Below are 16,507 nucleotides of genomic sequence, written 5' to 3'. Positions count from 1 at the left end.
GCCGAGTGCCTGGATCACCCGAGTGACCTGACCGTCCACACCCCGTCGGGCACACCGGTGCTCGGACGCTGGGGCTCAGCGTCCGAGGAGGGCGGGTAGCACCGTCTCCGCGAGTGACTTCAGGTCGCGCCCTGTGCCGGTGAACGCCAGTTCCTGGCTCGAGTTCTCGTCGAGCTTCACCGCCACCACCTCGTCGGTGATCAGGGCGGGGTGGCCGGCCAGCGTGTCGGGGTACGCGCGCGGCGTCACGTCGTCCGTCAGGGTCGCCTGCACCGTGCGCACCGTGCAGCGGCCGTCGAACCTCGGCTTCGCCGTCGACGGGCTCGTGCCCATCGCCTTCGCGAGCTGCGTACACAGCTGCCACGACACCACCGGCCACGGCGCGTCCTGGATGCCATAGCCCGGCACCGGCTCGGTCGTCCGCATCGCGATCACCGCGTCGCGGCCCTGCGCGGGCAGGTCCGGGCCGGGCGCCATGGTCGTGTCGATGACGTCCCGCGCGATCGACATGGCGAGGTCATCCAGCGTGAGGCCCGGGCGCGTGACGGCGTATCGCGTGATGTCCAAGCGCAGGTACGGGTGGACCTCGCCACTGGGCGCGTCGTCGACCAGGTGGACGTTGAGCCGCGCGTTGACGGTGCCGCTCGACTCGACCTCCGCGGCCCGCCCGGACACCGTCACCGACTGCGGCGACCGCAGGGTGGCGGGCACGTTGTCGAGGCGCAGGGTGACGTCGAGACTCCCGGTGACCAGGTGGCAGACGCTGCCCCGCACCTCGCGCAGCGTGGCCCCGCCGAGCACCGCTTCCCAGCGCTGCTCCGACAACGCCTGGCACAGCACGTGACCGGAACTGCCCGCGGGCAGCGCGGCCAGCATCTCGCCGGAGGGCATCGGCACGCGGCGCGGCAGTTCGCCGTCCTTGCCGGGCCACACGGCGGGCAGGCCGGGGGCGGGCGGCGGCGCGTCGCTGCCCTGCGACCACAGGTACCCGGCCGCGCCGGCGACGGAGGCGAAGGACAGCAGCACGCCGAGCACGATCGCGATCACTGTCGACGTCTTCACACGGCAAACGCTATCCGGTGACCGAGCGAGTTCGATCAGTGATCCCCGGTTGGGGGAAGGGGATGCCACGCCGGTGCGCCGCCGTCCCGCCGGACCCGCCCGAACACCACGTCGGCGAAGTGGATGCCGAACCCGATCGTGTCCGGTTCGGACAGTTCGGCGACGAGGCGGGCGCGATGGGCGGCGGCGTGGACGGGATCGTGGTCGACCGCCGCCGAGAACTCCGGGTGGTCCACCTGGACCGGCGAGTGCAGCGCGTCGCCGAACGCGATGAGCCGCTGCCCGCCGCCGGTGATCACGTACTCGGCGTGCCCCGGGGTGTGACCCGAGCTGATCCGGATCCGCACGCCGGGGAAGATCTCCTCCCCGTCGCGCACCGTGCGGACCTGTGGCGCCAGCGCGGCGATGTCGCGTGCCATCGCGTCGCGCGCGGCCCATTCCGGTTCGGCGACCACGTAGTCGGCGTGCGCGAAGACGGGCCGGTCGGGCGCGGGGTGCCAGGCCCAGCCGGTGTGGTCGGCGTGCAGGTGCGTGAACGCCACCGCCTCGATCTCCGACGGGGACCGGCCGAGCGTGGCCAGGTTCGCGGGCAGCGCGCCGCCGCGGATCGCGCCGCGCGGGGTGCCCGGATCGGGCGGCAGGGACTCCGGCCCGAAGCCGGCGTCGATGAGCAGCGCGCGGTCGCCGTGCTCGACGAGCAGCCCGCCGATGCTGGCCACCAGGTGGCCGGAGTCGTCCAGGTACTCCGGGTGCGCGTGCCAGAACTCGTCGGTGGTGTCCGGCAGCCAGCCGCGCGCCGGCAGGTGCACGACGCCGTCCGGCACGAACGTCACCTTCGTGTCGCCCAGCCGCACTGAGTGGATGCCGGCCTGCCGTCGCAGGCGCTCGTCGGAAGAGGTGATCATGCGTCCGACCGTAAAGCATCAAGCTTGAAACATTCAAGCTGAAAATGTACTGGCTTGACGGATCACTACGATGGGAGCATGGAACCGCAGGTCATCGCCGAACGCGAGCTGTGCGGGCTGGTGAACGGGCTGGCCCAGCAGATCGCCGACCACGTGCGCGAACGCGCCGCCGCTCTCGGGCTCACCGCGCCGCAGGCGACGGCGCTGCGGGAGATGACCGGGCCGATGACCATGCGCGAACTGGCCGAGCGCATGAGCTGCGAGCCGTCCAACGCCACCTTCGTCGTGGACAAGCTCGAGAAGCTGGAGCTGGTCGAGCGCCGGCCGCACCCCACCGACCGCCGCGCCCGTCAGCTGGTCCTCACCGCGAAGGGCGAGGAGCTGCGCGGCAAGCTCCTCGATCTCCTCGTGCGCGACTCACCGCTCGCCGCTCTCGACGCCGGTGAGCAGCGCGCGCTCCACGGCTTGCTGGAACGGGCGATCGTCCGCCGCGATCACGCCGACGGGTGAACGGACGATCTCCCGGAACCGGCCCCTTGCGGGGGTTGGTGAAGTTAGGCTAACCTAATGCTTGTCCGCTTCGTGGTGGGAGCGGCAGTCAGTTCGGGAACGGGCGGAGCCCCGGTGCCGGGAAGGATCCCAGCACCGGGGCTTCGTTCATGTCGATCCCGAAGTGCACCCGGTAGGCCTCGACCTTCTCGGTGTCGCTCAGCTCGCGCTCGGCCCGCTTGCCGTCGACTGTCTCGATCAGCTTGTCGCCCGCCAGGGTGACCCGCCCGGACGGCGTCGAGATCGTGCTCAGCACGTTCTGCGTGAAGTGCGATTCCGGCGAGGTGGCCTGCCACCAGCAGGTCGGGCCGAAGTCGGACAGCTGCCGCGGCCGCTTCTCCAGCCGGTAGGCCGGCTCGCCGTTCAGCCGCACCTCGATGTCCCCGTCCGGCGCGTCCACCACCAGGAACTCGCCCTCGGGGTCGGTCTGCGGCTCGCACGCCGTCAGCCGCAGCGGGTGGCGGGCGAAGCGGCCGAAGCCCACGTCGGCCAGCCACGGCTCGTCCAGGTCGACCCGCAGCGCCAGGTGCTCCAGCGGCCGGCCCCACTGCCCGCCGCCGAACACGCGCCCGCCCAGCAGGGTCACCGGGAAGCCCAGCTCACGCAGGAGGGCCGCGAACAGGCCGTTGAGCTCGTAGCAGAACCCGCCGCGGCGGCGCCGGACGACCTTGTCGAACAACGCGTCCTCGTCCAGCACGATCCGCTCGGGCAGGTGCACGCTGAGGTTCTCGAACGGAACCGCCAGCAGGTGGGCTTCGTGCAGCTCCCGCAGCGCCGCCGGGGTGGGGGCGGCGGGACGGCCGGCTCCGATGCGGGCCAGGTACGCGTCGACATCCATGGCAGCCAGCCTGCACCCTCCACTGTGGTCGAGGTCAAGCGGAAAAAAAGAAGGGCCCTGTCCGCGCGGGTGCGCGGAAGGACCCCTCGATCAGGCTCGCTCAGAGGAGCAGGCCGTTGCCGCCGGAGACGGCGTTGTCGAAGCGCTTGCTGATCTCGCCCCAGTTGTAGACGTTCCACAGCGCCTTGACGTAGTCCGCCTTGACGTTCTTGTAGTCGAGGTAGAAGGCGTGCTCCCACACGTCGACCAGCAGGATCGGCACGGTCGGCAGGATCAGGTTGTTGTGGTGGTCGCGCAGCTGCTGCGTGATCAGCGTCTTGCCGATCGGGTCCCACGACAGGGCGGCCCAGCCGTTGCCCTGGATCGTCGTGGCGACGGCGTTGAACTGCGCCTGGAACTTGTCGAACGAGCCGAACGCCTCGTCGATCGCCGAGGCCAGCTCGCCGGTCGGCTTGTCGCCGCCTTCGGGGGACAGGATCTTCCACCACACCACGTGGTTGGCGTGCCCGGCCAGGTTGAACGCCAGCGTGGTCTCCAGGCCGACGATCGAGCCGAAGTCGCCCTTGTCCCGAGCCTCCGCGAGCTTGTCCAGGGTGTCGTTGGCACCCTTGACGTAGGTCGCGTGGTGCTTGCTGTGGTGCAGCTCGTTGATCTGACCCGAGATGTGCGGGGCGAGCGCGCCGTAGTCGTAGTCGAGGTCAGGAAGCTCGTAGCGGGCCATCAGCCCTCCTTCTTGTCTGACGCAGAGTCCCTTGCGGTATCAAAACCTAGTCCTCGCGCGCGCGGGAAGCTAACTGGGGAGCCGCTGTCCGCACTGCGGGAACCGGTCATGTCCCAACCCTGCAATCTCCAGCTAGATGGAGGTCAACGGGGTGTGCGGATGATCACTGGGCCAGGTCGTCGAGCACCGCGATGTTGAACTCGAACGCCACCAGTGTCTCGGTGACGATCCGGTCGCGCTCGGCCCCGGTCCACGGGGTGTCGTCGAGCAGCGCCTTGTACCGCTTCCGGAACGCCGGGACGTTGTCGATGTCGTCGAAGTGGTAGAACAGCGCGCCCGGCCCCTCGACGCCGTGGGCCTTGGCCAGCAGCTTGCGCACCGCCTGTCCGCCGGCGAGGTCGCCGAGGTAGCGCGTGTAGTGGTGGGCCACGTAGCCGCCTGCCCAGTCGAAGGCGACCGACCGGATGCGGCGCACGTAGTCCTCGGTGGCCGGGACCGGCGTGACGCGGTCCCGCCACTGTTCGCCGTAGAGGAACTCCAGGTCGGCCGCCAGCGCGGGCACCCGGCGCAGCTCGTCGAACACGAACCGGCCGCCGACCGGGTCGCGGCGCATCGCGTCCGCGGCCTCCTCGATCGCCTGGTAGATGAACCAGTACTGGGCCACCAGCCGGGCGTACTCGGTCAGGTCCAGGTCGCCGTTGAACAGGTCCCGCATGTACCGGGAGTGGTGCGCTCGGTCGTGCGCCCGCCGTGTCGACTCCCTCAGGGTGGTCGAGAACGGGGTCTGGGTCAGGTCCGAGTCAACCGCGAGGGGAGCCGCCATGAGTGGCACTGTAAGCGACATCGGTCACTTAGGCTACCCTAACAAGGCCGGATTGACCCGAACAGAGCCCGGTTGATCACGGAGTGTCCACGGGCCAGGTGTGCACGGCCTCGCCGCTCCGGCTCAGTTCCAGGTAGCGCCCGAGCATGGTGTTCAACGCGGTCTCGCGGTCCTCGCCGCGGTCCTCCGCCCCGGTGACCACCGCCCGCTGCCACCACGCGCCGTTGCGGCGGGTCAGGCAGCGCTGCTCGATGACGCCGAGGTAGCGGTCGATGGCCGCTTCGGACACGTCCGCGCTGCGCAGCCCCTCGACCGCGAGCGGCAGCAGCACGCGCAGCACCAGCTCGTCCGGCGGCACCCAGCCCTGGCCGGGCCAGTAGAGCTGCGCGTCAAACCCGTTGCGCGCGCCGGCGTACAGGTTCTCCTCCGCTGCCTGGAACGACATCTGTGTCCACACCGGACGCTCCGCCTCGGCGAGCGCCCGCTGCGCGCCGTAGAAGAACGCCGCGTTGGCCATCATGTCGAGCACGGTCGGGCCCGCGGGCAGCACGCGGTTCTCCACGCGCAGGTGCGGTTTGCCGTCCACCACGTCGTACACCGGGCGGTTCCAGCGCCACACGGTTCCGTTGTGCAGCATCAGTTCCGTGAGCTTCGGCGCCTGCCCGGACTCCAGCGTGTCCAGCGGGTCCTCGCTGTCGGTCTCCGGCAGCAGACCGGGGAAGTAGCGGACGTTCTCCTCGAACAGGTCGAAGATCGAGGTGATCCACCGCTCGCCGAACCACACCCGCGGCCGCACGCCCTGGTTGCGCAGCTCCTCCGGGCGCGTGTCGGTGGCCTGCAGGAACAGCGGGATGCGGGTCTCGTGCCACAGCGCCTTGCCCAGCAGGAACGGCGAGTTCGCGCCGACCGCCACCTGCACACCCGCCAGGCACTGCGCGGCGTTCCAGTGCGTGGCGAATTCCTCCGGCGCCACCTGCACGTGCAACTGCACCGACGTGCACGCGGCCTCGGGCAGGATGGACTCGGAGTAGGCGCGCAACCGCTCCGGGTTGTGCCCGCCGAGCGGGGCGCCGTCCATGGACAGCGTCATGTTCTCCCCGCGGGCGGCGAAGATCTGGTCGTTGAGCAGCGTGTAGCGGGTGTTGTTGGTGATCCACTTCTGGTCGAAGTGGTCCTGCGCCAGTGTCGGCAGGATGCCGATCACGGCCAGCCGCGCGCCCGCGGCCGTCGCGTTCCGGTCGGCCTCGCCCAGGTAGCCGACCAGGTCGTGCTCCAGTTCGATCGCGGACTTCCCGGCGAGCGGTCGCGGCGGCACGTTCAGCTCGATGTTGTGCTGCGACAGTTCCGTGGTGAAGGACTCGTCGTCCAGCGCCTCCAGCACGGCGCTGTTCGACATGGACGGCCGCAGCCGGTCGTCCACCAGGTTCAGTTCGACCTCGAGCCCGATGTGTCTTCGCGGGAACGAGAAGCTGTCGTCGGCGAGCATCCTGGCCAGGGTGTCCAGGCACCGCTGGAGCTTGTGCCGGTACCGCGCCCGGTCCCGGGGGCTGAAGGTTTCCGCCGACACGTCCTTGCCCATGCCATCCCTGCTCTTGTCCTCGGCCGCGGCTGTGGTGATCGCCGCGGCACCCCGGCCGACAACGGTCGCACAGCGATCGTCGCGGGGTCATCGGCCAAAACGGTGGCTCCGCTGCGACGCGCCCCACCGCGGCCCCTGCTGCTCCGTTCGGCCCAGTGGTACGCATGACGTTCGGAGCACCCACCCCGACGACGGAGGATCTACCCCGAAGCCGCAGACTTCATGCCGTGGCGCAGATCGTGCGAACCGAAGACGAGGGTGATCCCAGGCTCGACGACTTCCGGGACCTCTCCACGGCGGACCGGCGACCGGACCGGCCCGGCGGGCGCGGCCTGGTGATCGCCGAGGGCACCGTGGTGGTCCGGCGCCTGCTCGCGTCAGCGTACCCGCCGCGGGCCCTGCTGGGCGTCGAGCGGCGGATCGAAGAACTCGCGCCCGACCTGGCGGACGTGCCGGTGCCGGCGTACGTCACGTCGGCCGAGGTGATGGCGAAGGTCGTCGGGTTCCACCTCAACCGGGGCGTGCTCGCGGTGGCCGACCGCGCGCCCCAGCCGGACGCGGACGAGATCCTCGCGCGGTCGCGGGTGGTCGCCGTGCTGGAGGGCGTCGGCGACCACGAGAACATCGGCGCCCTGTTCCGCAACGCGGCCGCGCTCGGGGTCGACGGGGTGCTGCTCGGCGCCGGCTGCGCGGACCCGCTGTACCGGCGGAGCGTGCGGGTGTCGATGGGCAACGTGCTGCGGGTGCCGTTCGCCGCGCTGACGCCGTGGCCGTCCGGGCTTGAGCGGGTGCGGGCGGCGGGGTTCCGGGTGGCGGCGCTGACGCCCCGCGCCGACTCGCGGACGCTGCGCGAGGTGGCCGCCGACGGTGGCCGGACGGCGCTGCTGCTCGGCTCGGAGGGGCCCGGCCTGACCGCGGAAGCGCTGGACAGCGCCGACGTCGCGGTGCGGATCCCGATGAGCGAAGGCGTCGATTCGCTCAACGTGGCCACTGCCGCGGCGGTGGCCTTCTACGAGCTCGCCGCAGCGGTAAATTGACGACGTCCTGGCGCGACGGCCGGAAAGGTGCATGCGTGGAATTGCGGGTCCGCGGCGACCGCGCCGTGCTCAAGGGGCACGGTGACGTGTACACGCGCGAGATCGACCCCCACAGCCTCGCGCTGGGTGTCGAACTGGCCGACGCGCTGCACGAGTGGGCACAGGTCGCCGCGGCGCTGCGGCGATCGGCGAACGACCCGAGCGAGGCCGCGACCGTGGTGTCCCGGCGCGGGCAGCAGCTGGCTTCGCGCGTCGCCGGGGTGATGGGCACGCCGGTGCACTACGTGGACCCGGTGACCGGGGAGCAGGTGGTCGTGCCGCCGCCACCGCGCGCCGAGGAGCCCCCGCGGCTGTTCGCCGGGGTCGGGGACGAGCCGACGCCGTGGGCGACCGGGCTGGTGGTGGCCGGGTTCGTGGCGGCGGTGGTGATCGTCGCGATGATGGCGCTCGCGATCGCGCTGGCGGCGGAGACCGCGGGCTGGCTGGTGCTGGTCGCGGCGGTCGTGGTCACCGCCGGGATCGCGCCGTCGCTGTGGCTGGCGCGGAAGCTGCCGATCATCCGGTGGGTGGCGCTGGGCGCGGCGGCCGGGGTCGTGCTGTCCTGGTTCGGCGTGCTGGCCGTCGTGTTCTGACGGACCCGGGGGTGGTGCCGGGTTCACTGGCCGTCCGGCTGGAGGGATGACCAGCGGCCAACGCCGGCGCCCTGCGCGTAGGACAGGTGCCCGCCCAGCGCGCCGCCGGCGCTGAGCGTGACCAGCCCGGCCGCGGCCCAGAAGCGGGCGGTGCGGCGGCTGGAGCGGTTCGCGGCGAGGAAGCAGCCCGCGGCGAGGGTGTTGGCGACGGCGTGGATCGCCCCGACGCGGCGCTGTGCGGTGTCCAGTCCGGAGAACTCGGCGAGGCCGGTGAGGACCGTCGGCGGGGTCGCGGCCAGTCCGATCGTGACCAGGCGCCGGGCGGCTTCGGGCTGGCCGGTCAGGTCGAGCACCGCCGAGGACAGCCACGCCCCGATCGGCAACGTGACCAGCAGCGGGTGCACGGGGTGGCCGAGCCAGGCGCCCCGGAGCAGGCGGTCGGCGGCGCCGCGGCCGATCACCTTGCGCAGGCCGCGGGCCGCGACGGAGGTGGCGGGGTCGACGGCGCGGAGGGACTCGGCGGCGGTGAGGATTCGTTTCACCAGGTCCCAGTACCCCGTGGCGGTGGTTCGATTCGCCCGGCGCGGGTAGACGTGCCCGCATGTGGGGACGAGCGGTAGCGCAGGGCGCGGTCGCCGGGCTGGCGGGCGTGCTCGTGATGACGGCGGCGGAGAAGGTCGAGCAGCGGTTCACCGGACGGCCGGACTCGCACGTGCCGGGGCGGACCCTCGCACGGCTGCTCGGGCTGCCGGACGGCAGGCGGCGGTCGGTGAACCTGGCGATGCACTTCGGGCAGGGCGCGCTGCTGGGGGCGCTGCGGGGCGTGATGGCGACGGCCGGGCTGCGCGGCCCGTGGGCGTCGGCCATGTTCTGGGCGGTCCGGCTGACGAACGACCAGACGCTGGAGAACGCGACCGGGGTGGGGGCGCCGCCGTGGACCTGGCCGCGGCGGGAGCTCGTCGTGGACCTGGCGCACAAGGGTGTTTACGCTGCCGGGACCGGGGTCGTGGCCGATTGGCTGGCTTCGCGTTATGGGGAGGGGCCGGGGCAGCGGCATGCGTCGCTGCTGCCGGGGCGGCGGTCTGGTGTGGGGCCGGTTCCGCGTAGTCGATCAGGGCAGTAATGGGAGACGACGCACGCGGAGCCAATCGTCGGCGAGCACGACGACTGCACCGCTCGCCAGATCGTCCTCGACCGTCGGAAGGTTGGCGATGATGACGGCTGCCTGATCGGCAGCTCGTCGACCGACGAGACGGCGAACGAGCAGCACCGATGGACGGTCGGCGTGCTCCCGGGCGAGGAGGGTGCCGAAGTCGGTGTCCGCCGAGATCAGGATCCGGTCTTCGTCGCGGGCACGGCCAGCACGACCGGGTCCGGAGCGGCCTGCAGACCGTACTCCCGCAGGTGGACAGCCTCGTGTCCGGCGTCGGTGAGGAGCTTGGCAACCGCAGGCGACAGATTGTTGTCGACGAGGAACCTCACGCGGTGTGCCTCAGGGGCAGCTCACGTTCCCGTACTGCTTCGGCGGCGAACCGCAGCGCCTCCACGACGTCACCAGGCGTGAGGTCGGGCAACTCGGTGACGATCTCGTCCACGGTCATGCCGTCGGCAAGCATGGCGATCACCGTGGCCACGGGTATCCGTAGGCCACGGATGCACGGCTGACCCCCCATCAGGTCAGCGTCCACGGTGATCCGCTCGAATGTCACGTGTCCGATGCTAGCCGGAACTCGCCCGAGTTGCGGAAACTCGCGCCAACCCCGTGGCTGTCAGCCGCGCTGGCTGCGGACTCCCAGTAGGACGTCTTCCCAGGCTGGGACGGCTGGGTGGGCCTTCTTCTTCGGCTTCGGCTTGGCTGCCGTCGGGTCGGGGTGGGCGTCGATGTCGAGCGTGGGCTGCTCGTCCGCCGGCTCGGGCTCGGGCTCCGGCAGCGGCTCGGCCTCCGCGCCCACCGCTCGCAGCGTCCGCGGCGTGCGGTGCGGGTCCAGCAGGTCCTCGGCGTGCTCGTCCAGCGCCGTGACCGTGCCGCCGTGCGCGCCGGCCGAGAACTGCCAGTGCGCGGCGTTGTCGGAGCGGCCCGCGGTCCACCGGAGCGCCACGATCCACCGGCCGTCGTCGCCGCGCCAGGCGTCCCACGACGCCTGCGAGTAGTCCTGGCCTCGCACGCCGAACGCGTACGCCACGATCTCGCCGAGCGTCCGCACGTCCGGGCCGTCCTCGCGCACCGGGTGCGCCGACTGTGCCAGCTCGGCGGTGCGGGACCGCTCCAGCAGCACCGGGTACGCGAACCGCTCCACCCGTTCCACCGAAACCCCGGCGGCGTCCGCGACCTGCTGCACCGACTCGCCGGCCCGGATCCGGGCCTGGATCTCGCGTGGTCGCATCTGGCTCTCCGTCTCGATTTCGATCTGCCCGAGCCTCGGCACGTCGCCCCGGACGGCCGCGCGCAGCTTCTCATCGGCGGGCAGGAGGAAACGCTCGCGCCGCGCTGGGTCTTCGCACACGATGGACTTACCGTCCTCGTGCAGCCCGACCACTCTCAGCGTCCGCATCCGCTTCCTCCTGACTTCACCTTCGGGTGTTCACGGTAGGTCGGCGCGTCCGCTTGACGGGGCAGGCGCGCCGACACTTTTTGGTTGATCTTGCAGCAATTCCACCCGTTCGGCCACCCGGACGGGACCCCGGTGATCAGGATCCGCGAGTATTGCGCGGTGGGGCGGAGGGTGCTGGCCACGGGAGTGGCGATCGAAGTCGTGCTGGTCGGGATCCTGCTGGCCTGGAAGCGGTTGGACGGCCTGGATCTGGACGTCTACCGGCTCGGCGCGCAGGCGTTCTTCGACCGCGGTGACCCGTACGGCCCATTGCCGCCTACGCGGAACGGAACACTCCTGCCGTTCACCTATCCGCCGTTCGCCGCGTTCGTTTTCGCGCCGTTGCTGGTGATTCCGCCCGATGTCGCGCTCGTCGGGATCACCGTCGTGTCCGTCGTCGCGCTCGGCGCCGTGCTCGCGTTGTGCTTTTCCCGGTACGACCGGCGGCTGCACGTGTTCGGCGGCGCCGCGCTGATCGTCCAGGCGGTGGCGTCGTTCAGCGAGCCGGTGCGCGCCACACTCGGGTTCGGGCAGATCAACCTGCTGCTCGTGCTGCTCGTCGCGGTCGACGCGCTCGCCCCGGTCCGCCGTCGCGGATTCCTGGTCGGCCTCGCCGCGGCGGTCAAGCTGACCCCGGCCGCGTTCGTGCTGTTCTTCTTGCTGCGCAAGGACTTCCGGGCCGCCGGGCGAGCGGTCGCGACGTTCGCCGCCTGCGCGCTCCTGGCGTGGGCGATCGCGCCGCAGGCCTCGGTCACGTACTGGACGAAACTGGTCTTCCAGGGCGAGCGGGTCGGCGACCCCGGCTACATCGGCAACCAGTCGCTGCACGGCCTGCTCGCCCGGCTCGGCGCGCCGACCTGGGCCTGGCTGGTCGCGGTGGCCGTCACCCTCGTCGTCACCGCGCTGGTGATGCGGCGCGCCGACGCCGTGGTGGCGTTGCTGGCGTGCGCGGTCGGCGCGCTGCTGGTCTCACCGGTGTCCTGGACCCACCACTGGGTGTGGGCGGCGCCGGTGATCGGGGTCCTGACGTGGCGAGGGCGGCGGTTCCGGCCGCTGGTGCTCGGAACCGCCGCCCTCGCGACAATGGTGTTCGTGGTCAGCCCGTTGTGGGACCACCGGAGCGTCTGGCCGCTCGCCGAGAGCTACGTCCTCACCGGCGTCCTGCTGCTCCTGGTGCTGGGACTAGTCGCCAAGCCGCTCGACGACCCATTCGATGCAGCTGGTCAGCGCCGTGACGTCGCCCGGCTCGATCGCGGGGAACATGCCGACGCGTAGCTGGTTGCGGCCCAGCTTGCGGTACGGCTCGACGTCGACGATGCCGTTGGCCCGCAGCACCTTGGCGACCTGCGCCGCGTCGACCTCGTCCACGAAGTCGATGGTGCCCACGACCTGCGAGCGCAGCGACGGGTCCTTCACGAACGGCACGGTGTAGCTGGTCTCCTCGGCCCACTCGTACAGCCGCGTCGAGGAGTCCTGCGTGCGTGACACCGCCCAGTCGAGCCCGCCGTTGGACAGCATCCACTCGATCTGGTCGGCCAGCAGGAACAGCGTCGCCACCGCCGGGGTGTTGTACGTCTGGTCCTTGCGCGAGTTGTCCAGCGCCGTGGTCAGCGACAGGAACTCGGGGATCCACCGGCCGCTGGAGCCGATCTTCTCGACCCGCTCGATGGCCGCCGGCGACATCAGCGCCAGCCACAGGCCGCCGTCGGAGGCGAAGCACTTCTGCGGCGCGAAGTAGTAGACGTCGAAGTCCTCGGCCTTGACCGGCAGGCCGCCTGCGCCCGAGGTGGCGTCGATCGCGACGAGCGCGCCCTCGCTGCCCGCGGGGCGGCGCACCGGCACCGCGACACCGGTCGAGGTCTCGTTGTGCGCCCAGCCGACCAGGTCCGCGCCCTGCTCGTAGGCGATCTCCGGGGCGCTGCCCGGCTCGGCCTTGACGACGATCGAGTCGCCCAGGAACGGCGCGTCCGAGGTCACCTTGGCGAACTTCGACGAGAACTCGCCGTAGGTGAAGTGCTGCGCACGCTCGTTCACCAGGCCGAACGCGGCCGCGTCCCAGAACGCCGTGGTGCCGCCGTTGCCGAGCACGACCTCGTAGCCGTCGGGCAGGGAGAAGAGCTGGGACAGACCGGAGCGCACCCGTCCGACGAGGGACTTCACCGGCTTCTGCCGGTGGGAGGTGCCCATGTAGGCGGCGCCCTCGGAAGCGAGGTTCGCCAGCTGCTCCGCCCGGACCTTGGACGGTCCGCAGCCGAAGCGCCCGTCGGAGGGCTTCAGTTCAGCCGGAATGGTCAGCTCATCGGTCATGGACCCAGTCTCGCAGGTCGCGTTTCCGCCGCGTGACGGCGGTGGCGGGTCCCACTATGCGGTACGCCAGCCCTCCGGGTCGACGCCGCCGGGGACGGGCGCGGCCGGGTCGTACGGGGTGCGGGTGAAGACGAACGTCGCCAGGTCCAGGTGCCGCGGCGTGCCGTCGGTGTCGCGGCCGACGCGCAGCGTCTCGCCCGCGTAGTAGCCGTCCAGCCCGAGCCACTCGTCCGGCGCGACCGGGCGGAACCGGGACGCGCGGCCCATGCCGCTGACCGGGGCGAGGCTCAGCATGCCGCCCGGGATCAGCCGCAGGTGGTAGGGCGTCGGGCCCCAGTGCCACAGGCCGGTGAGGGTGAGCAGCGACCGGTCCACCTCGGACGGGCGCCACTCCTCGGGCAGGTTCGGCTCCTGCTCGTCGGCGATCGAGATCAGGTCGACCGCCAGTCCGAGGATCGCCGGGCCGGAGGTGGTGTTGGCGAGGGTCAGCGCGCCGGTGCCGGTGACCTCGTCGACCAGCGTGCAGGCGAGGAACCCGGGCATCGAGCCGGTGTGCCCGGCCAGCCGCCTGCCCTGGTGGCGCAGGACCTGCAGGCCGAGGCCGTACCCGGAGGTCCAGGTGTCGGCGTCGTCGACCGTGGCGACCGCGCGCATCTCGGCGACGGTGTCCGGGCTGAGCACGTCCGCGCTGTCGCCCCCGACGAACGCGGTCCAGCGGGCCAGGTCGCGGACCGTCGACCACAGCTGCCCGGCCGGGGCCATCGCGCCGGCGTCCGGGCTGGGCTCGGGCAGCAGCAGGTCGGCGAACGGGTGCACCGCCCAGCCGCGAGCGTGCTTGCCGGTGGGGTGCGGCGTCGTGCGCGACATGCCCAGCGGTTCGAGGACCTCGCGGTTCAGCGCGGTCAGCCAGTCGGTGCCGCGGTGGCGGGCGATCAGCTCGCCGAGCACGCCGTAGCCGACGTTGGAGTAGTGGAACCGGCTGCCGGGGCGGTTCTTCAGCGCGTCCCGGGCGAGGCTCGCCTCGAGGCTGGCCCAGTCGCCGCCCTCGCTGCGCTCCCACCAGGAGCCGGGGGACTCCGACGTCAGTCCGCCGGTGTGCGAGAGCAGCTGCCCGACGGTGGAGGCGCCGAAGCTCGTGCCAGGCACGTGCTTGTCCAGCGGGTCGTTGAGGTCGAGACGGCCCTCGTCGCGCAGCCGCATCACGAGCGCGGCGACGATCGACTTGGTGATCGAGCCGAGGCGGTACTGGGTGTCGTCGTCGGGCGCGGCGCCGTCGACGGAGCCACGCGCGCCCCACCAGGCGACCTCGCCGTCGCGGACGACGGCGGCGACCATCGACGGCGCGCGGCCGTTCACCTGTTCCAGGGACAGGCGGCGGAGCAGGGCGAACTCGGTGCTGGGCAGCATGCCGTCATTCTGCCGCGCGGGGCGCGAGCAGCTCCGTGAGGGCGAACTCGAGCGAGCCGAGCAGGCGGCGGTGCAGCTCCGACCCGGGCGGGGCCTGCAGCAGGTGCTGGGCGAAGCCGTCGGTGAGGGCGACGACGACGTCGGCGAGCTTCCCCGCGTCCAGGTCGTCGCGGACGTGCCCGTGGCGCTGGGCCTGGCCGAGGAAGTCGGCGGTCTGCGCGCGCATGAACTCGTAGCCCTCGCGCAGGTGGTCCGCCCACTCCGGGAGGACCGCGGCGCGCGCCGCGAACGCGAGGACGACGATGACCTCGGCGCGGCGCTGGTCGTCCAGCGGCAGGGCCTCGGCGACGAGCGCGCGCAGCATGGTGAGCAGGTGGCCCTGCGGGACGCGCATCCAGCGCTGCTCGATGTACTCGCCGGTGAGGTCGAACGCGAAGCGGAACAGCTCGTCGCGGGTGGCGAAGTACTTCTGCACGGCCCCTGCGGAGAGCCCGGCCTCGGTGGCGACGGTGCGCACGCTGACCGCTTCGATGCCCTCCCTGGCGATCAGCCGGAGCACGGCTTCCGCGATCTCCCGGCGGCGCTGCTCGCGGTCCACGATCTTGGGCACGGTTGCCATCCTAGGTTCGGCGGGATGGCGCGCATGATCGAGAGAATCCACACCGGCACGGCTCCGTTCGTCCGTTTCCCCGACGGCACCGAGCCGCCGCTGTCCCAGGCCATGCGCGCCGGCGACCTGGTCTTCACCTCCGGACAGGGGCCGCTCGACCCGGCCACGCACGAAATCCGGCCGACTTCGACGCCCAGGTGCGAGATCGACGGAGTCGCCGAAATCGTTTGACCGCGCGCGTTAAGATACGATCGTATCTTCAAAACCTGGGGGTTGCGATGGCGCAGGGGAAACGCCGCGCGAGTCAGAACGAGCTGGCCGCGGCCTTGACGCGCGGGCCGGTCGAGGTCCTGGACTTCTTCCTGCCCCTGTGGGCGGGCAGCGCGCTGGGCGCGAGCGCGGCCGGGGTGGGGGCGCTGACGGCGCTGGAGACCCTGGTGTCGTTCGTGGTGCGGCCGCTCGCGGGGGTGCTGGCCGACCGCTTCGACCGCGGACGGCTGGCCGCCATCGGCGCTGTCCTCTATGGACTGTCGTTCGCCGGGTACGCGGTCACTCCGGGGCTGGGGCCGGCTTTCGCGGCCGCGGTGCTCGGCGGCGCTGGCGGGGCGATCTTCTGGGTGGCGCTGCGCGCCCGTGTCGGCGAAGGGCTCGACAACGACAAGGCCGCGTTCAGCAAACTGTTCTCCGCCGAGGGCGCTGGCACGTGGATCGCCTTCGTCGCCGCCATGTCCCTGGTGCCGCGCATCGACTACCGCGGCGTGTTCTGGCTCGGCGCGGCCGCCTGTGCCGTCGCGGCGGTGGTGATGCTCGCGCCGACGGGTCCGGCCGCGCCGCGGACGACCGGGCAGGGGTTCGGGCAGCTGGGCAGGCGGTTGCGGCCGATGCTGCTGCTCGTGGTGATCACCGCGCTCGCCGAAGCGGGCGTGGCCCTGTTGCTGCTCATGCACCTGCAGCGCGGGCACCACCTGGAGCTGGGCGAGATCGCCGGGGTGTTCCTGCCCGGGTTCATCGTCTACACGACACTGCCGGAGTACCTGCACAAGGTGACCGGACGGCTGGGCCGCACGACGGTGCTGTCGCTGGCGATGGGGTGCAGCGCGGTCTTCGCGGCAGGACTGTCGTTCGCGCCCAACCCGGTGGTGCTGGCCGGGATGTGGGTGCTGTCGGCGGCCGCGTTCGCCGCGGCGATCCCCGTCGAGCAGGAGATCGTGGCCGAGGCCGCGGGGGTGAGCCTCGGCCGGGCGATGGGCATCTACGAGAGCGCGACGCTGCTCGGCGCCACCATCGGCGCCTTCACCGCCGGCCTGCTCTACGGCACCGGCTCCGGCTGGCGCGCGGCCTGCCTCGGCGCGGCCGTGATCCTCCTGGCCGGCGCGGTCCTGGTGCGCCCGGTGCTGCGCGCGGTGACGGCGCGCGGCGAAAAGGCCCCGGAACCGCAGTGATCCC

19 protein-coding genes and 1 pseudogene are annotated in these 16,507 nt (G+C 71.8%); 7 read left to right on the top strand and 13 right to left on the bottom strand.

Translation table 11 applies throughout. From position 1 onward, the window contains the following. Positions 1 to 75 precede the first annotated feature (75 nt). On the bottom strand, positions 76 to 1,062 hold the full coding sequence (locus L2C96_RS32985) for a hypothetical protein (protein WP_237338981.1): 987 nt from the start codon (positions 1,060 to 1,062) through the stop codon (positions 76 to 78). Between the two features lie 35 nt (positions 1,063 to 1,097). Next, on the bottom strand, positions 1,098 to 1,967 hold the full coding sequence (locus L2C96_RS32980) for an MBL fold metallo-hydrolase (protein WP_237338980.1): 870 nt from the start codon (positions 1,965 to 1,967) through the stop codon (positions 1,098 to 1,100). Between the two features lie 78 nt (positions 1,968 to 2,045). Between L2C96_RS32980 and L2C96_RS32975 the strand changes: the two genes are divergently transcribed. Continuing rightward, positions 2,046 to 2,477, top strand: a complete 432-nt coding sequence (locus L2C96_RS32975) for a MarR family winged helix-turn-helix transcriptional regulator (protein ID WP_237338979.1) — start codon at positions 2,046 to 2,048, stop codon at positions 2,475 to 2,477. Between the two features lie 88 nt (positions 2,478 to 2,565). Here the strand turns inward: L2C96_RS32975 and L2C96_RS32970 are convergent, their stop codons facing one another. The 4 genes from L2C96_RS32970 to L2C96_RS32955 all read right to left on the bottom strand — a co-directional run bounded on the left by L2C96_RS32970 (position 2,566) and on the right by L2C96_RS32955 (position 6,477). Continuing rightward, on the bottom strand, positions 2,566 to 3,354 hold the full coding sequence (locus L2C96_RS32970) for an arylamine N-acetyltransferase family protein (RefSeq protein WP_237338978.1): 789 nt from the start codon (positions 3,352 to 3,354) through the stop codon (positions 2,566 to 2,568). 100 nt (positions 3,355 to 3,454) lie between these two features. Then, on the bottom strand, positions 3,455 to 4,075 hold the full coding sequence (locus tag L2C96_RS32965) for a superoxide dismutase (protein WP_017985168.1): 621 nt from the start codon (positions 4,073 to 4,075) through the stop codon (positions 3,455 to 3,457). A 163-nt stretch (positions 4,076 to 4,238) separates the two neighbouring features. Further along, positions 4,239 to 4,898, bottom strand: coding sequence for a biliverdin-producing heme oxygenase (locus L2C96_RS32960; RefSeq protein ID WP_237338977.1), 660 nt, complete (start codon positions 4,896 to 4,898; stop codon positions 4,239 to 4,241). A gap of 76 nt (positions 4,899 to 4,974) precedes the next feature. After that, positions 4,975 to 6,477: a glutamate-cysteine ligase family protein gene (locus L2C96_RS32955; RefSeq protein WP_237338976.1), complete on the bottom strand. Its 1,503-nt coding sequence runs from the start codon at positions 6,475 to 6,477 to the stop codon at positions 4,975 to 4,977. A gap of 227 nt (positions 6,478 to 6,704) precedes the next feature. Here L2C96_RS32955 and L2C96_RS32950 point away from each other — a divergent pair, with 227 nt between their 5' ends. Continuing rightward, complete coding sequence (locus tag L2C96_RS32950) at positions 6,705 to 7,514, top strand: TrmH family RNA methyltransferase (RefSeq protein ID WP_237338975.1); 810 nt, start codon at positions 6,705 to 6,707, stop codon at positions 7,512 to 7,514. A gap of 35 nt (positions 7,515 to 7,549) precedes the next feature. Further along, entirely contained in the window at positions 7,550 to 8,146 is a 597-nt protein-coding gene (locus L2C96_RS32945; protein WP_020416886.1) for a DUF2537 domain-containing protein, read from the top strand. Between the two features lie 23 nt (positions 8,147 to 8,169). On the opposite strand, the gene L2C96_RS32940 is transcribed toward L2C96_RS32945, so the two are convergent. Beyond that, entirely contained in the window at positions 8,170 to 8,688 is a 519-nt protein-coding gene (locus L2C96_RS32940) for a DUF2231 domain-containing protein (protein ID WP_020416885.1), read from the bottom strand. 59 nt (positions 8,689 to 8,747) lie between these two features. On the opposite strand from L2C96_RS32940, the gene L2C96_RS32935 reads away from it, so the two are divergent. After that, the gene (locus L2C96_RS32935; RefSeq protein WP_020416884.1) at positions 8,748 to 9,269 is read left to right on the top strand and encodes a hypothetical protein; all 522 of its coding nucleotides are present in this window, start codon (positions 8,748 to 8,750) and stop codon (positions 9,267 to 9,269) included. Here the strand turns inward: L2C96_RS32935 and L2C96_RS45405 are convergent. The 3 genes and pseudogenes from L2C96_RS45405 to sepH form a co-directional block, all read right to left on the bottom strand. After that, positions 9,258 to 9,628, bottom strand: a pseudogene (locus L2C96_RS45405) (DUF5615 family PIN-like protein). The gene L2C96_RS32935 and the pseudogene L2C96_RS45405 overlap by 12 nt on opposite strands. Beyond that, the gene (locus tag L2C96_RS32920) at positions 9,625 to 9,855 is read right to left on the bottom strand and encodes a DUF433 domain-containing protein (RefSeq protein ID WP_020416882.1); all 231 of its coding nucleotides are present in this window, start codon (positions 9,853 to 9,855) and stop codon (positions 9,625 to 9,627) included. The pseudogene L2C96_RS45405 and the gene L2C96_RS32920 overlap by 4 nt, the downstream one beginning before the upstream one ends. Before the next feature lie 60 nt (positions 9,856 to 9,915). After that, a complete protein-coding gene (sepH, locus tag L2C96_RS32915; protein WP_020416881.1) occupies positions 9,916 to 10,698 on the bottom strand; it encodes a septation protein SepH in 783 nt (260 codons plus the stop codon). An 84-nt stretch (positions 10,699 to 10,782) separates the two neighbouring features. Between sepH and L2C96_RS32910 the strand changes: the two genes are divergently transcribed. Then, on the top strand, positions 10,783 to 12,012 hold the full coding sequence (locus L2C96_RS32910) for a glycosyltransferase 87 family protein (protein ID WP_237338974.1): 1,230 nt from the start codon (positions 10,783 to 10,785) through the stop codon (positions 12,010 to 12,012). Here the strand turns inward: L2C96_RS32910 and serC are convergent. From serC to L2C96_RS32895, 3 genes are read right to left on the bottom strand one after another with little or no spacing between them, the layout of a single operon-like run. Then, positions 11,920 to 13,044, bottom strand: a complete 1,125-nt coding sequence (gene serC / locus L2C96_RS32905; RefSeq protein ID WP_020416879.1) for a phosphoserine transaminase — start codon at positions 13,042 to 13,044, stop codon at positions 11,920 to 11,922. The genes L2C96_RS32910 and serC overlap by 93 nt on opposite strands. Positions 13,045 to 13,098: 54 nt before the next feature. Beyond that, on the bottom strand, positions 13,099 to 14,451 hold the full coding sequence (locus L2C96_RS32900; protein WP_020416878.1) for a serine hydrolase domain-containing protein: 1,353 nt from the start codon (positions 14,449 to 14,451) through the stop codon (positions 13,099 to 13,101). 4 nt (positions 14,452 to 14,455) lie between these two features. Next, positions 14,456 to 15,070, bottom strand: coding sequence for a TetR/AcrR family transcriptional regulator (locus L2C96_RS32895; protein WP_027935691.1), 615 nt, complete (start codon positions 15,068 to 15,070; stop codon positions 14,456 to 14,458). A 15-nt stretch (positions 15,071 to 15,085) separates the two neighbouring features. Between L2C96_RS32895 and L2C96_RS32890 the strand changes: the two genes are divergently transcribed. Both L2C96_RS32890 and L2C96_RS32885 read left to right on the top strand, forming a co-directional pair. Then, the gene (locus tag L2C96_RS32890; RefSeq protein WP_020416876.1) at positions 15,086 to 15,292 is read left to right on the top strand and encodes a RidA family protein; all 207 of its coding nucleotides are present in this window, start codon (positions 15,086 to 15,088) and stop codon (positions 15,290 to 15,292) included. A 47-nt stretch (positions 15,293 to 15,339) separates the two neighbouring features. Next, entirely contained in the window at positions 15,340 to 16,503 is a 1,164-nt protein-coding gene (locus tag L2C96_RS32885) for an MFS transporter (protein ID WP_020416875.1), read from the top strand. Positions 16,504 to 16,507: the final 4 nt, after the last annotated feature.

The organism is Amycolatopsis tucumanensis, assembly GCF_021654135.1.
Taxonomy (GTDB): domain Bacteria; phylum Actinomycetota; class Actinomycetes; order Mycobacteriales; family Pseudonocardiaceae; genus Amycolatopsis_E; species Amycolatopsis_E tucumanensis.
The sequence above is the reverse complement of the archived record's forward strand: the minus strand, read 5'-3'. Positions and strand labels throughout refer to the sequence as shown.

What these genes read in the sequence shown, in the direction of transcription:
- L2C96_RS32900 (WP_020416878.1), bottom strand. Translation starts at nt 14,451, where the DNA reads ATGCTGCCCAGCACCGAGTTCGCCCTGCTCCGCCGCCTGTCCCTGGAA.
- sepH (WP_020416881.1), bottom strand. Translation starts at nt 10,698, where the DNA reads ATGCGGACGCTGAGAGTGGTCGGGCTGCACGAGGACGGTAAGTCCATC.
- L2C96_RS32955 (WP_237338976.1), bottom strand. Translation starts at nt 6,477, where the DNA reads ATGGGCAAGGACGTGTCGGCGGAAACCTTCAGCCCCCGGGACCGGGCG.
- L2C96_RS32965 (WP_017985168.1), bottom strand. Translation starts at nt 4,075, where the DNA reads ATGGCCCGCTACGAGCTTCCTGACCTCGACTACGACTACGGCGCGCTC.
- L2C96_RS32885 (WP_020416875.1), top strand. Translation starts at nt 15,340, where the DNA reads ATGGCGCAGGGGAAACGCCGCGCGAGTCAGAACGAGCTGGCCGCGGCC.
- L2C96_RS32890 (WP_020416876.1), top strand. Translation starts at nt 15,086, where the DNA reads ATGGCGCGCATGATCGAGAGAATCCACACCGGCACGGCTCCGTTCGTC.
- L2C96_RS32895 (WP_027935691.1), bottom strand. Translation starts at nt 15,070, where the DNA reads ATGGCAACCGTGCCCAAGATCGTGGACCGCGAGCAGCGCCGCCGGGAG.
- L2C96_RS32975 (WP_237338979.1), top strand. Translation starts at nt 2,046, where the DNA reads ATGGAACCGCAGGTCATCGCCGAACGCGAGCTGTGCGGGCTGGTGAAC.
- L2C96_RS32980 (WP_237338980.1), bottom strand. Translation starts at nt 1,967, where the DNA reads ATGATCACCTCTTCCGACGAGCGCCTGCGACGGCAGGCCGGCATCCAC.
- L2C96_RS32960 (WP_237338977.1), bottom strand. Translation starts at nt 4,898, where the DNA reads ATGGCGGCTCCCCTCGCGGTTGACTCGGACCTGACCCAGACCCCGTTC.
- serC (WP_020416879.1), bottom strand. Translation starts at nt 13,044, where the DNA reads ATGACCGATGAGCTGACCATTCCGGCTGAACTGAAGCCCTCCGACGGG.
- L2C96_RS32935 (WP_020416884.1), top strand. Translation starts at nt 8,748, where the DNA reads ATGTGGGGACGAGCGGTAGCGCAGGGCGCGGTCGCCGGGCTGGCGGGC.
- L2C96_RS32970 (WP_237338978.1), bottom strand. Translation starts at nt 3,354, where the DNA reads ATGGATGTCGACGCGTACCTGGCCCGCATCGGAGCCGGCCGTCCCGCC.